The 13,383-nt window shown below is 67.6% G+C and carries 12 protein-coding genes; 3 read left to right on the top strand and 9 right to left on the bottom strand.

Annotation, left to right across the window (positions count from 1 at the left end; translation table 11 throughout):
• Positions 1 to 49 precede the first annotated feature (49 nt).
• The gene (locus AC5P7A_RS08255) at positions 50 to 787 is read left to right on the top strand and encodes a pteridine reductase (protein ID WP_014648427.1); all 738 of its coding nucleotides are present in this window, start codon (positions 50 to 52) and stop codon (positions 785 to 787) included.
• A gap of 65 nt (positions 788 to 852) precedes the next feature.
• Here AC5P7A_RS08255 and folK read toward each other — a convergent pair whose 3' ends face one another.
• Positions 853 to 1,338 carry a 2-amino-4-hydroxy-6-hydroxymethyldihydropteridine diphosphokinase gene (gene folK / locus AC5P7A_RS08260; RefSeq protein WP_014648428.1) on the bottom strand — a complete coding sequence of 162 codons (486 nt, stop codon included), beginning with the start codon at positions 1,336 to 1,338 and terminating at the stop codon, positions 853 to 855.
• 89 nt (positions 1,339 to 1,427) lie between these two features.
• Here folK and AC5P7A_RS08265 point away from each other — a divergent pair, with 89 nt between their 5' ends.
• On the top strand, positions 1,428 to 2,171 hold the full coding sequence (locus AC5P7A_RS08265) for a proteasome-type protease (RefSeq protein ID WP_046432549.1): 744 nt from the start codon (positions 1,428 to 1,430) through the stop codon (positions 2,169 to 2,171).
• A 75-nt stretch (positions 2,172 to 2,246) separates the two neighbouring features.
• On the opposite strand, the gene AC5P7A_RS08270 is transcribed toward AC5P7A_RS08265, so the two are convergent.
• From AC5P7A_RS08270 to AC5P7A_RS08285, 4 genes are all read right to left on the bottom strand, one after another.
• On the bottom strand, positions 2,247 to 3,758 hold the full coding sequence (locus AC5P7A_RS08270; RefSeq protein ID WP_046432552.1) for an ATP-binding response regulator: 1,512 nt from the start codon (positions 3,756 to 3,758) through the stop codon (positions 2,247 to 2,249).
• 4 nt (positions 3,759 to 3,762) lie between these two features.
• Positions 3,763 to 4,203, bottom strand: coding sequence for a response regulator (locus tag AC5P7A_RS08275; RefSeq protein ID WP_005411057.1), 441 nt, complete (start codon positions 4,201 to 4,203; stop codon positions 3,763 to 3,765).
• Positions 4,200 to 6,017, bottom strand: coding sequence for a sensor histidine kinase (locus AC5P7A_RS08280; protein ID WP_142235163.1), 1,818 nt, complete (start codon positions 6,015 to 6,017; stop codon positions 4,200 to 4,202). Before AC5P7A_RS08280 ends, AC5P7A_RS08275 begins: the two co-directional genes overlap by 4 nt.
• A 191-nt stretch (positions 6,018 to 6,208) precedes the next feature.
• Positions 6,209 to 6,592: a BON domain-containing protein gene (locus AC5P7A_RS08285; RefSeq protein WP_014648433.1), complete on the bottom strand. Its 384-nt coding sequence runs from the start codon at positions 6,590 to 6,592 to the stop codon at positions 6,209 to 6,211.
• A 170-nt stretch (positions 6,593 to 6,762) separates the two neighbouring features.
• Between AC5P7A_RS08285 and AC5P7A_RS08290 the strand changes: the two genes are divergently transcribed.
• Positions 6,763 to 7,806 (top strand): oxidoreductase, encoded by a 1,044-nt coding sequence (locus tag AC5P7A_RS08290; protein ID WP_049439961.1) that lies wholly within the window; start codon positions 6,763 to 6,765, stop codon positions 7,804 to 7,806.
• Between the two features lie 320 nt (positions 7,807 to 8,126).
• Here AC5P7A_RS08290 and gnd read toward each other — a convergent pair whose 3' ends face one another.
• From gnd to AC5P7A_RS08310, 4 genes are all read right to left on the bottom strand, one after another.
• Positions 8,127 to 9,032, bottom strand: coding sequence for a phosphogluconate dehydrogenase (NAD(+)-dependent, decarboxylating) (gene gnd / locus AC5P7A_RS08295; protein WP_014648435.1), 906 nt, complete (start codon positions 9,030 to 9,032; stop codon positions 8,127 to 8,129).
• A gap of 10 nt (positions 9,033 to 9,042) precedes the next feature.
• Entirely contained in the window at positions 9,043 to 10,296 is a 1,254-nt protein-coding gene (locus AC5P7A_RS08300; RefSeq protein WP_126411370.1) for a hypothetical protein, read from the bottom strand.
• Between the two features lie 2 nt (positions 10,297 to 10,298).
• A complete protein-coding gene (locus AC5P7A_RS08305) occupies positions 10,299 to 10,895 on the bottom strand; it encodes a DUF2242 domain-containing protein (RefSeq protein WP_164077479.1) in 597 nt (198 codons plus the stop codon).
• A gap of 213 nt (positions 10,896 to 11,108) precedes the next feature.
• Complete coding sequence (locus AC5P7A_RS08310) at positions 11,109 to 13,286, bottom strand: carboxy terminal-processing peptidase (RefSeq protein WP_142235160.1); 2,178 nt, start codon at positions 13,284 to 13,286, stop codon at positions 11,109 to 11,111.
• Positions 13,287 to 13,383 lie beyond the last annotated feature (97 nt).

The following is a 13,383-nucleotide window of genomic DNA, read 5'->3' on the forward strand; positions in this document are numbered from 1 at the left end:
AATGCGGTGACAATGGTGCACAGGATAGCCGAGCCTTGGAGGACCCTCGATGAGCGATACCCACCCCGTGGTCCTGATCACCGGCAGCGCGCGCCGGATCGGTGCGGCCATCGCCCGCCAGTTCCACGCCTGTGGCTGGTCGGTGGTGCTGCACGCCAACACCTCCAGCGCCGAGCTGCAGCAGGCTGCGTTCGATTTCGACAACGTGCGCCCGGGCAGCGTGCTGGCCCTGCAGGCCGACCTGCGTGACGCCGACGCCCTGGCCGATCTGGTCGAACAGGCCGTCACCCACTTCGGCCGCCTGGACGCGCTGGTCAACAACGCCTCCAACTTCTTCCCCACCCCGCTCGGCCAGGTCACCGCCGAGGCGATGGACGCGCTGTATGCGGTCAATGCACGCGCGCCGCTGCTGCTGTCACAGGCGGCAGCGCCCTACCTGCGCCGCCAGCAGGGCTGCATCGTCAACCTCACCGACCTGCACGGCACCGACCCGATGCGTGACCACATCGCCTACACCATGGCCAAGGCCGCGCTGGAGATGGCAACGCGCGCGCTGGCGCTGGAGCTGGCGCCGAAGGTGCGGGTCAATGCAGTAGCGCCGGGTGCGATCCTGTGGCCGGAACAGGGCAAGGATGATTTCGCCCGCGAGGCGCTGCTGGCACGCACGCCTTTGGCGCGGATCGGCACCGTCGAGGAGATCGCCGAGGCGGTGTACTGGCTGGTGGCCGAGGCCAGCTTCGTCACCGGCCACACCCTGCGCGTGGATGGCGGGCGTACGGTCAGCTGAAAGGTTGCCGGGGTCCACAACGGGGTCAGATCCCTTTTCCCGGCGGGAAAAGGGATCTGACCCCGTCACTCCAGATCCACCACCTCGAATGCCTCGCCAAACTGCGGGTGCGCGCGCCACAGCGTGGCCAGGTCCTGGCCGCTGACCGGGTCGATGAAGCCCGGCGCGATGTCGGCCAGCGGCTTCAGCACGAACGCGTGCTTCAGCTCCGGCCGCGGGATGCGCAGGTGCCCCGGGCCTTCCAGCACCAGGTCGCCATAGAACACCACGTCGATGTCCAGGGTCCGGTCGGAGAAGCGCGGCCCGCTGCGGTCGCGACCGTGCGCGTCTTCCAGCGCGTGCAGCCAGTCGTCCAGTTCCTGCAGCGGCAGATCGGTCTCGATCGCCACCGCATTGTTGAGGAAGGCCGGGCCATCGAAGCCGACCGCGGCGGTACGGTAGGCCGGCGATACCTGCAGCGCGCCGAAGCGCTCGCGCAGGGCCGCCACCGCGGCGTGGAGGTAGCGGCGGGGCTGGACATTGCTGCCCAGGCTCAGGAGCACGGTCGTCATGCGGTTCAGGTGGCAGCAATGGGGGCGTGGACATGCCGTCGTCACGGCGGCCTGCCTACAATCCGGGATGCACATGATAGGGCACCGACATGACCTATTGCGTTGGAATCGAGGTGGACGAGGGCCTGGTCTTCGCTGCCGACACCCGGACCAATGCCTCGCTGGACGATGTGCGCGTGCATCGCAAGCTGCACGTGTTCGAGTATCCCGGCCAGGCAGCCTACGTGCTGATGGCGGCTGGCAACCTGGCCACCACCCAGCTGCTGGTGTCGCGTCTGGGCCGCGACGCCGCAGAGCGGCGCGTGCCCAACCTGCGCGACATGCCCCACCTGTTCGAAGCCGCCGAGTACGTCGGCCAGCTGCTGGTGGACAGCCAGGTGCACACCAACCACAGCGAACATGGCCACGATGGGGTCAATACCCAGGCCACGCTGATCTTCGGCGGGCAGATCGCCGGCGAGCGCCCCGGGCTGTACATGATCTATCCGCTCGGCAACGCCATCGCCGCCTCGCCGGAGACGCCCTACCTGCAGATCGGTGAATCCAAGTACGGCAAGCCGATCCTCGACCGCATCCTCAGCCCGGCCACGCGCCTGGAGGATGCCGCACGCACGGCGATCGTCTCGTTGGACTCCACCATCCGTTCCAACCTGTCGGTGGGCCTGCCGATCGACCTGGCGCTGCTGCGCGACGGCGAACTGCGCATCGGCCAGCAGCTGCGGCTGGGTGCGGATTCCACGCTGTATGCGGACATCCACCAGAACTGGTCGCGGCGGCTGGAACAGGCAGTGGACGCCCTGCCGCGCTTCCCCTGGGAAACCAACGGACGGTAGTGCCGGCCGCTGGCCGGCAACCGCGTTGATCCCACCACACAGGGATGCCGGCCAGCGGCCGGCACTACCGCGACATCAGCCCAGCGCTTCGGACACCGCGCGGAACACCTGCTGCATCTGCAGCGGCTTGCGCAGCACGTGCACCTGCACGCCAGCGGGAAATGCATCGGCCGCCACCTCCACCGCTGCGTCTTCCAGCACCAGCGCCGGGCCGCGATAGCCCAGCGTGGCCATCTCGCCCAGCAGCTGGCTGGCCGGCAACAACTTCGAGCCGGCGTCGGCAATCACCAGCGCCGGCATTGCCTCCTGCTGCATCCAGCGCAGCGCCGCCGGGCCATCGGAGGCCAGCTGCAGCTGATATCCCTGGCTTGACAGCGCATTGCCGAGCAACGACAGGCGCGTGGCCTCGCCATCGACCACCAGGATCGACTGGCCACTGCCCAGGGCCACCAGCTGCTCGATCGGCTCACTGCCGTCGCTGGCTTCGTGCATCGGCAAGTGCAGTTCGAAGCAGGTGCCCTGCCCCGGCTGGCTGCTGACATGGATGCTGCCGCCGGCACCTTCGACGATGCGCTTGCAGGAAATCAGGCCCAGGCCGGTGCCGTCGGCCTTGGTGGTGAAGAACGGATTGAACAGGTGCGACAGCGTGTCTGCATCCATGCCGATGCCTTCATCGGCCACGCAGATCCGCATCCAGTCCACGCCATCGCGCTGGCCGGCATGGCTGGCGGTCAGGCTCAGGCGACCGCCGTTGGGCATCGCCTGGATCGCGTTGAGCGCCAGGTTCAACATCACCTGCTGCAGCTCGGTGTAGTTGGCATCGACCACCAGGCCTTCGTCCTGCACCTGCAGTTCCAGGCGCACGGCATCGGGCACGTTGCTGCGCAACAGCAGTGCAACCGCATCGAACAGGCCATCGATCTCGATGCGCTCGCTCGGCTTGCGCGAACCGCGCACGAACGACAGCATCGATTCGGCCATCTCATGGCCACGGCGACCGCACTCGGCGATGACATCGGCCAGGTGGTGCAGCTGCGGATCCTCGGTGCGCGCCTTCAGCAGGTCCGGCATGATCAGCAATGGCTGCAGGATGTTGCGCAGGTCATGGCTGAGGCCGGCAGCAAGCAGCGACAGGCTTTCCAGGCGCTGCGCGCGCATCAGCTCGGTTTCCACCCGTGCACGCTCCACCGCGCTGCGTGCATCGCGGATCGCACGCGCCACCGCCGACGGCAGGCGCGCCGGCAGATGCTTGATGATGTAGTCATTGGCGCCCTTCTGCAGCGCCGCCACCGCGTTCTCCTCACCCATCGTGCCGGAGACGAAGATGAAGGGCACGTCCGGCGAGGTCTCGCGCACGATGCGCAGCGCGTCATCACCGGAGAACCCCGGCATGCTCAGGTCGGACAGCACGATGTCCGGCTGGAACGCAGCCAGTGCCTGGCGCAGTTCCGCCTCGCTCTCGACACGCTCGAAGCGGGCGTCCAGGCCCGCGTCGAGCATCTGTTCGGACATCAGCTCGGCATCCTCTGGTGAGTCTTCCACCAGCAGGATGCGCAGCGCCCCCAGGGCGGGACCGGTCAGGGGCATGGGCTCACTCGAGTTCCGGTGCCTGGTTGATCAACGCCCAGAACTTGCCCAGGGTCTGCACCGCGCCGAAGAACTGGTCCACGTCCACCGGCTTGACCACGTAGGCGTTCACGCCCATGTCCCAGCTGCGGGCCAGATCGCTTTCCTCGCGCGAGGACGACAGGATCACCACCGGCAGGCGCTTGAGTTCTTCATGCTCGCGGATCTGCCGAAGCACTTCCAGGCCATCCATGCGCGGCATCTTGATGTCCAGCAGCAGCACCGCCGGCAGGCCTTCCTCGCGATTGGCGAAGGCGCCGCGGCGCAGCAGGTAGTCCATCACTTCCACGCCGTCTTCGACGTGCACGATGGGATTGGCCAGACGCGCCTCTTCCAGGGCATCGATCGCCATTTCGGCATCCGCCGGGCTGTCTTCGGCGAGAAGAATGGTGCGCAGAGTGGTCATGCAGAAGGCCCTTGTTTGTCCGCGTCGATCGCGGGAGGCAGGTAGAAGTGGAAGGTGGCGCCGACGTCCGGTTCGGCCTCGGCCCAGATACGGCCGCCATGGCGGGTCAGCACGCGGCGCACGCTGGCCAGGCCGATGCCGGTACCCGGGTAGTCGCTGGCCTTGTGCAGGCGCTGGAATACACCAAACAGCTTGCCGGCGTAGGCCATGTCAAAGCCTGCACCATTGTCGCTGACCGTGAACTGATGGCCGCCATCGGGCTGCGGCTGGTAGTCCACGCGGATCTTCGCCGGCTCGCGGTTGCCCGAGTACTTCACCGCGTTGCCGAGCAGGTTCAGCCAGACCTGGCGGATCATGTTCTCGTCGCCCACCACGATCGGCAGCGGCGCGATGCTCCACTCCACGTGGTGCGCATGGCCGCTGTTCTCGGCCTCGGCCTGCAGGTTGGCATCGAGCATGGCGCGGGTATCGGCCACCAGCGACTGCATGTCCACCGCCTGCTGGCGCATCGCTGCGCGGCCCAGCCGCGAATAGACCAGCAGGTCGTCGATCAGCGCCGCCATGCGCCGGGCCGAACTGGAGATCACCTCCAGGTAATGCCGGCTCTTGTCATCGGCGGCGTCGCCGAGGTGGCGCGACAGCTTGTCGGAGAATCCGGCCACGTGGCGAAGCGGCGCACGCAGGTCATGCGAAACCGAGTAGCTGAAGGCTTCCAGCTCGCGGTTGACCTCGGACACCTGCGCGACCTTGCCCTCCAGCTGGCGGTTCAGCTCTTCCACGCGCAGCTGCACTGCGCGCTGCATGGTGACGTCGCTGATGGTCAGCAGCACCACTTCGTCATCGGTGTCGGGCAGCGGCATGCGCCGTGCGTTGAGCAGCATATAGCGCACCATGCCAACGGCGGTACGCTGCTCATGCTCGAAGTCCCAGAGTTCGCGGCCACGCGACAGCACATCGGCCAGGCGCTGGCGCACCACCGGATCCCGCCAGGCGCCGTCGCCGATGTTTTCCAGCAGCAGGCCATCGGCGCGCTCGTCCTGCAGGTCATACAGTTCGGCGAACGCCGGGTTGTGCAGCTGCACGCGCAGGTCGCGGTCGAGCAGCACAATCGGTTCGCGCACGGTCTGCAGCACCGACGCCGCGCGTGCGGCCGAGCGCAGCGATTGCCGTTCCGCATGCAGGCGGCGGCCGATCTGCCGCTGCAGCAGCCACAGCACCAGGCCGAGCAGGGCCAGCTGGATCGCCAGCGAACTCCACGACACCAGTTCGGTCTGCTTGCGCTGGCGCGCGGCCTGCTGGGCGCGCAGTGCCAGCAGATTCTGCTCGCTGGCCTGCAGCTCCTCCACCAGGCCACGGATCGGATAACGCGTGCTCAGGTCCTGCACCAGCTCACGCTGGTCGGAGTTCGGTTCGGACCGGGCCAGCTCGCGGGCAAGCGCCATGCGGCCTTCGAGCATCGATTCGATCCGACCAATGCGGATCAGCTGATCGGGATTGTCACGCGTCATCCGGCCCAGTTCGGCCAGGCGCCCGGGGATCTCGTTGGCCTTGGCCATCCGCTCGCGCAGGCCGGGCGCATCCACGCCCTTGGACAGGGTCAGGGCGGCGGATTCGACGTCGCGCACATCGGCCTGCAGCTGTTGCAGCGCCACGCCAACGGACTGGGTATGGTTGACCCAGGCCATCGCCTCTTCGCTGTCCTGCTGCAGTTTGCGCAGGGTCAACCACGGCACCACGATGATCGCGGCAGCCGCCAGCGCCAGGGCCGGCAACCGCCAGCGGTCCCAGATGTCGTCACTGAAAACCAGCGCCATAGTTCCTCGTCAGCACGGCCGCGGAGCGGGACCCGGGACGAGCCCGGCTGCGGCGGAACCGGCAATATAGCGCAGGCGGTCACAACTCTGGAGCCCAAAGCGCGGCAGGCTGAACGGGCCCCGCAGCCGGCCCCATACGCGAGTGGGCGCCCCCTTCGGGGCGCCCACCCTGTTCAACGCGCGGTGGATGCTCAGCGCTTGGCAGCGGCGCTGACCTTAAGCGCGGCGGCATCGACGCGGGTCACGCCCTTGATGCCCTTGGCGGTGTTGACCGCCTTGTCCTTCTCCGCCTGCGTAGCGACGGCACCGCTCAGGCTGACCACGCCGTTCACGGTTTCCACCTTGATCTCGGTGCCCGGAACGTTGCTGCTGGCCAGCAGATCGGCCTTCACCTTGGTGGTGATCCAGGTATCGGTCACCGGCTCATTGGAGTCGTGACGATCAGCATGGGTCGTCGGATGGGTGCTGGTCGGCGGGCTCTTCGCGGCCGGGTCCTTGGCGAATGCGGCCGAGGAGGACAGCGCCAGGCCCAGGGTCAGGGCGGAAGCAATCAGCGTGCGGGTGGTATTGCTCATCGTGTCGTACTCCTTCGGAATGTGCTGCCAGTCTGGACAACCCACCGTAGAGCAGGCGTGGCGTTGCGGTCATGCCGCCGTGAATCGAAACGTTTCCAATGGCAACCGTTCAGTTTTGGACGGCCAGCACCCGTCGTTTACCCTGCCCTTCCCACTGCCGGAGCCCTGCCATGCGCCCCGACCTGCAACTGGCCCTGATCGGCTACGGCCTCGCCGGCCGCGTCTTCCATGCACCGCTGATCCAGCACACCCCCGGGCTGGCGCTGCACAGCATCGTCAGTTCACAACGCGACACCCTGCTGCGGACGTTCAGCGATGTGCACGTGCGTGCCACGCCGCAGCAGGTATTCGATGATCCGGCCGTGGATGCCGTAGTGATCGCCACGCCGAACGAACAGCACGCGCCACTGGCCATCACGGCGCTGGCGGCAGGCAAGCATGTGCTGGTCGACAAGCCGTTCGCGCTGGATGTGGCCGAAGCGGAAACGGTGCTGGCTGCGGCACGCGATGCCGGGCGCATCGCCACCGTGTTCCAGAACCGGCGTTTCGATGCCGACTTCCTCACCCTGCAGTCGCTGCTGGCCGAAGGCAGCTTGGGCGACGTGGCCGAGTGCCACGCGCACTTCGACCGTTACCGTCCGCAGGTGCGCGACCGCTGGCGCGAACAGGACGGGCCCGGCAGTGGCCTGTGGTACGACCTCGGTCCGCACCTGCTGGACCAGATGCTGGTGCTGTTCGGCTGGCCCGAGGCAATCGATGCCGACCTGGCCGTGCAGCGCGAAGGTGGCGGCGGCATCGATTACTTCCACGCGATACTGCACTACCCACGGCATCGGGCGATCGTCCACGCCGGTTCCCTGGTGGCAGCGCAGACGCCGCACTTCAGTGTGCATGGCAGCGCCGCCAGCTGGATCAAGCACGGCCTGGACGTGCAGGAGGCGCAGCTGCGCCGCGGCGTGGCGCCGGGTGCGCCAGGCTGGGGCCTCGATCCGCGGCATGGCGAGCTGGTGCGCTGCGATACCGAAGACAACGTGCAACGCAGCACCGTCGACAACCTGCCCGGCGACTATCGCCGGTTGTATGCGCAGTTCGCAGCGGCGATGCACGGCGAGGGCGAAGCCACGGTCAGCCCGGTGCAGGCGCTGCAGCTGATGCGGTTGCTGCAGGCCGGCATGGACAGCGCGCGCGAAGGGCGCCGGATCGCGTTGGGGTGATCGGCAGGGCTGCGCCCTGCACCCGCAGAAACGGTAGTGCCGGCCGCTGGCCGGCAACCTCAACAGCAACGGCAAAAAACGGCTACCCGTGAGATGGCGGCCCCCCCCGCCTTCGACAGTTATCCGCGCCCGACGGTAGGTGTCGACCTTGGTCGACACGTCAACGTGGAAGCGATCGGAGCAGGCTTCTGTAGAGTCGAGCCATGCTCGATTGGCTGCATGGGGTCAGAGCCCGTTCCGGCGGAAAGGGATCCGACCCCGATCTGCCTGGGGCCGGATCCCTTCGGCAACGCCGAAGGGCTCTGACGCCACCGCAGTGCTTACGACTTCTTGATGGCGTGGCCACCGAATTCATTGCGCATCGCCGACAGCAGGCGGTCGGTGAACGAATTCGATTCGCGCGAGCGCAGGCGTTCCAGCAGCGACAGCGTGATCACCGGCGCCGGCACATCCAGCGCGATGGCTTCGGCCACGGTCCAGCGGCCTTCGCCGGAATCCTCCACATACGGGGCAATGCCATCCAGCGAAGGATTGCGCTTGAGGGCTTCCGTGCTCAGGTCCAGCAGCCACGAACGCACCACGCTGCCGTGGCGCCACACCTCGGCCACCTGCGCCAGGTCCAGTTCCATCTCCTGCTTGCGCTCCATCAGCGCGAAGCCTTCGGCATAGGCCTGCATCATTCCGTACTCGATGCCGTTGTGGACCATCTTGGTGAAGTGGCCGGCACCGGACGGGCCGACGCGCCCCCAGCCACGATCTTCGGCCGGGGCCAGCGTGCGCAGCAACGGTGCGATCTGCTCCACCACCGACGCTTCGCCACCGACCATCAGGCTGTAGCCCTCCTGCAGGCCCCACACGCCACCGCTGGTGCCGCAGTCGACGTAGCCCAGATCGTCCTCGGCCAGCGCCTTGGCGCGGCGGATCGAGTCCTGGTAGTTGGAGTTGCCGCCGTCGATGACGATGTCACCCTCGGCCAGGTGCGGGGTCAGCTGGCCCAGCGTCTGGTCGACGGTTTCGCCGGCCGGTACCATCAGCCACACCACGCGCGGCACCGGCAGCGCGGCCACGGCGGCGGCCAGCGAATCAACCACCTCCAGGCCGGCCTCGGCGGCGCGCTGGCGGGCGCCTTCGCCCGGGTCGTAGCCGACCACGCGGTGGCCGCCGCGATGCAGGCGCTGGGCCATGTTGGCGCCCATGCGGCCGAGGCCGATCATTGCAATATCCATTGTTTCACCTTCAGTTGGGGTCTAGGGTCAGGCTGCCTGGCCTGCCGGTAGCCGCGCAATGGCGCAGCTGCGCCTCGCGCCAACGCCGGTAGAGCGTGGTATGCAGATTGTGCACCGCCAGGTCGATTGAAAACGGGGTTCGCGGGTTGCGATCGAGCAGGCGGGCGACGTGGTAGCCGATGGGACGTATACCGCGTGGATGCACATAGATCACGAACTGCTGGTAGAACGGATCGTCCAGCAGCTGGTCCATGCGCGCGAGCGTGTCGTGGTAGCGCGGCGCCAGCCGTGCGCGCAACTGCGGATCGCGCTCGAACAGCAGGCGCTCGAAGTAGCGCTGGCCGATGCGCGGGATGTCCTGCGCCAGGTTCCAGAGTTCGGCATTGCGCTGGTCGTACCAGGCCAGGCCGCCGTGCTGCGCCAGGGCCTGCGCAGCGCCCTCGCCCACAGTGACGACCACGAAGTTCTCGGCCTGGTTGCTCAGGTCATCCAGCGTACCGTTGTCGTACACATGTTCGATGAAGCCGGGCACACCCACGAACGCCTGCCGCCCCATCGCCGAGGTGCGCACCGCCTTGCCGTCGGCGAAGAACTCGCCCGCGTGCGCGCCAAGCAGGATGCTGTCGGTGGCGTGCAGCGCGAGGAAGGTGCCGATCGACAGTTCATCCGCTGCGAACTCCGTATCGAACGCAGCATCGCCATACAGCTCGCGCTGGGTGGCCAGCTGCGCGACCTGGCGGCCGACACCGCACTCGGCGCGCACGGCACCGCTGTAGAACGCCTGCAGCGCATGGCTGTTGCCCGCACTGGGCACGAAGCCACGGCCGAAACTGCGCGTACGCTGCCAGCCCTGTGCCGGCGCGCCGCGCAGACCAAAGCCGATCCAGCCCAGTTGCGGGCCGGAGAAACGGAACGTGGCATTGCCCTGCAATGCCGAGGTCGCGCGCCGCGTGGCCGCCCCCAGCTCGAAGGCATAGGCGCAGACCGTAGCAGGGTCTTCCAGCAGCTGCTGCAGCAGTGCCTGTCGTTCGCCTGCAGGCAGATCCGCCGGCCAGCGTACGCGCAGGTCACCCGCTGCCTGTGCCGCGGCGAGCGAGGAACGCGTACACACCGGGCCCTTGTGTACCTGCGGTGCACGCAGCCCGGCATCCTCGAAGCGCCACCCCAACCGCTGCAGCAGGCCCTGCGTACAGTCCGGGGATGGCGCTGCGACGACCCACGCGGGCGCCAGCAGCAGGGCTGCAATCAGCCACCTGCCGCGCACGCTCAGCCCTGGTCCGTGACCGCCGGTGCGGGTGCGGGCTCCGGTGGCGCCGCCGGCGATGGCGACGGCTTGCCCGCCGCGGCCGGCAGGTACTGCTGCAGGCGCTGGAAGAAGCGACGATAGAACTCGGCATCGGTGACCGTGCTGCTGGCCACCTTCACCAGCGAGTCGTCGTTGCTGCCGAAGGGCAGCGATACCGAACCCAGCGCTCCCACACCGACACTGGCCGAGGTCGGGCTCTTCTTCAGCGCGTAGCGATCCTGCACTGCGCTGACGAACACCAGCGTCTGGCCGCCACGCGGGGCGCAGGAGATGCGCAGCACCAGCTGCTCATGGTCATCCTCGCGCGGCTGGAAGTTCTTGTTGCCTTCCACCTGTGCATCGTCGGAACGGGCGATGGCATAGCCCTGGCTGAGCAGCGTGCGGCGCGCCGCTTCGCAGGCTTCGCCCGGGCGCCCATCGACCGTGCGCGAGAAGGTATCGCCGGAATCGAAGGACTCGCGCAACACGGTGCTGTCGGCGGCACGGCCACCGCAGGCCGAGAGGATCAGGGCGCTGGTGAGCGCCACGGCGGCGCTGGAAAGACGGGAGGCCCGCATGGGTACTCCTGCGAGAACGGAAGCACCAAGGGTAGTCCCACCCCCGTGTGCGGCAGGTCGACATACCCTCCCACGTTGCTCCCGGTTCATGCACGAAAAAGGGGACGGAGGGAATTAAGTCGTTTGTGCCACAAACGACTTAATTCCCTCCGTCCCCTTTTACGCCGAGGGGCCGGCAATGCCGGCCCCTGAGTGTCACATGCCGTGGCCGGCTCAGTCCGCCCAGCGCCCCGCGCCGGTGGACTGCGGCAGCACCTGGGCCGACAGCGGACGGTCATTGGCCAGCAGATTGACCGCGTCAGCGAGGATCGAGGCCGACTCGCGCAGCAGCGGGTCCGGACGCTTTTCAGCGGCCTTCTCACGGGCAGCATCCTTCACGATGTCGCGCTCGTTGCCGGTCAGGCCATCGTCGCTGCTGTCGTCGGCCAGCGGGTCCAGGGCCAGGCCCAGTTCCTTGCGCTGCACCTGGCGCTCCTTGCGCTGGGCGTCCTGGCGCTCGCGCTCGGCACGACGGGTCGCCTCGTTGAGCGAGATGTACTTCTTCGCGGCCTCGGTGCGGAACTGCTCCACGTCCTCGTTCCACCACTGGAATTCCTTGTCAGTGGCGATGCGCGCGTCGTGGCGGGTCTCCAGCTTCGGCAGCAGCGGCGCGAAGTTGCCGTACTGGGTGTGCGGCACGGCGGCGATGCGGGTCCACGGCAGGGCGTTGTCGTAGGTGCTTTCGCCGAATTCGGTGGCATCGACGCTGGCCGGGAAGGCCAGGTCCGGCACCACACCCTTGTGCTGGGTGCTGCTGCCGCTGATGCGGAAGAACTGGGCGATGGTCAGCTTGACCTGGCCGAAGCGCTGGGTCTCGCCGCTCGGCCAGCGATCGAGGTCGACGATGTTCTGCACGGTGCCCTTGCCGAAGCTGGTTTCACCGATCACCAGGCCACGGCCGTAGTCCTGGATGGCACCGGCGAAGATCTCCGAGGCCGAGGCCGAACCGCGGTTGATCAGCACCGCCAGCGGGCCATCCCACGCCACGCCCTGGTTGCGGTCGCTGTTGACGGTAACGCGGCCACCGGACTCGCGCACCTGCACCACCGGGCCCTGTTCAATGAACAGGCCGGTCAGTTCGATCGCTTCATCCAGCGAGCCCCCCCCGTTGTTGCGCAGGTCCAGCACCACGCCATCCAGCTTGTCGTTCCTGAAGCCGGCCAGCAGCTTGGCGACGTCACGGGTGGCCGAGGCGTAGTCAGCGGCATTGCGGCGACGGCCTTCGAAGTCCTGGTAGAAGGTCGGCAGCTTGATCACGCCGATCCTGCGCGCCGGTTCGCCGTTGGCGGCCGGGATGCTCATGGTCTCGCCCTTGGCGGCCTGTTCGGCCAGGCGCACCTTCTGGCGGGTCAGGACCAGCGTGTGGTGCTTGCCGTCCACGCCCTCGGCGGCCGGGATGAATTCCAGCTTGACCTGGGTATCCTTGGCACCGCGGATCTTGGCCACGACGTCGTCGATGCGCCAGCCGATCACATCCTCGACCAGGCCGGACTTGCCCTGGCCAACGCCGACGATGCGGTCCCCCGGCTTCAGGGTGCCGTCCACTGCGGCCGGACCACCGGCGATGATCTCGCGGATCACCACCATGTCGTCCTGCCGCTGCAGCTGCGCACCGATGCCTTCCAGCGACAGCGACATCGCCTGGTTGAAGTTCTCGGCGGTGCGCGGGGTGAAGTAGTCGGTGTGCGGATCGACAGCGCTGGTGTAGGCGTTCATGAAGAACTGGAAGACGTCTTCGCCCTTCAGCTCGTTGACCGACTTCTCCAGCGTCGCGTAGCGCTTGTCCAGCGTCTTGCGGATGTCGTCCGGCTTCTTGCCGGCCAGCTTCAGGCGCAGCCAGTCGTTCTTCACCGACTTGCGCCACAGCTCATCCAGTTCGGCACTGCTGGCCGCCCACGGAACCTTCTTGCGGTCGTATTCGAAGCGCTCGTCGGTGGTGAAGTCCGGCTCCTGCTTGAGCAGCTTGCGCGCATAGGCCACGCGCTCGCCGACGCGCTGCTTGTAGACCGCGAACACCTGGAACGCCGGCTCCAGCTCGCCGCCACGGATGGCCGAAGAGATGTTGGCTTCGAACGGCGCGAAGCGCGCCACGTCGGCCTGGGTGAAGTACTGCTTGCCGCCGTCCAGGGTCTCCAGGTAGCGCTTGAACACGTCCTTGGAGGTGGCCTCGTCCAGCGCGCGCGGGCGGTAGGCGTAGCGGCTGTCGGACAACAGGCCGTACACCAGCTTGGAGGTGGTCACCTGATCGGCGGTGGCCGCCGCGGGCAATGCGGGCGAGTCGGCCTTGGCCGCCAGCGCCAGCGGCGCGACCAGCGCCAGGGCCATCAGGAATGCGGGGGCTTTGAATTTCATTGACGTGCTCGAAGGCGCCTTGCCAAGGGGGAGACTGCAGGGTGTTCAGACACCACGACAGTGCCGAAAGTTGCCGGGTTTGTCATCCGGCCGCGCT

Source organism: Stenotrophomonas sp. YJH_SMC_65 (genome assembly GCF_059369475.1).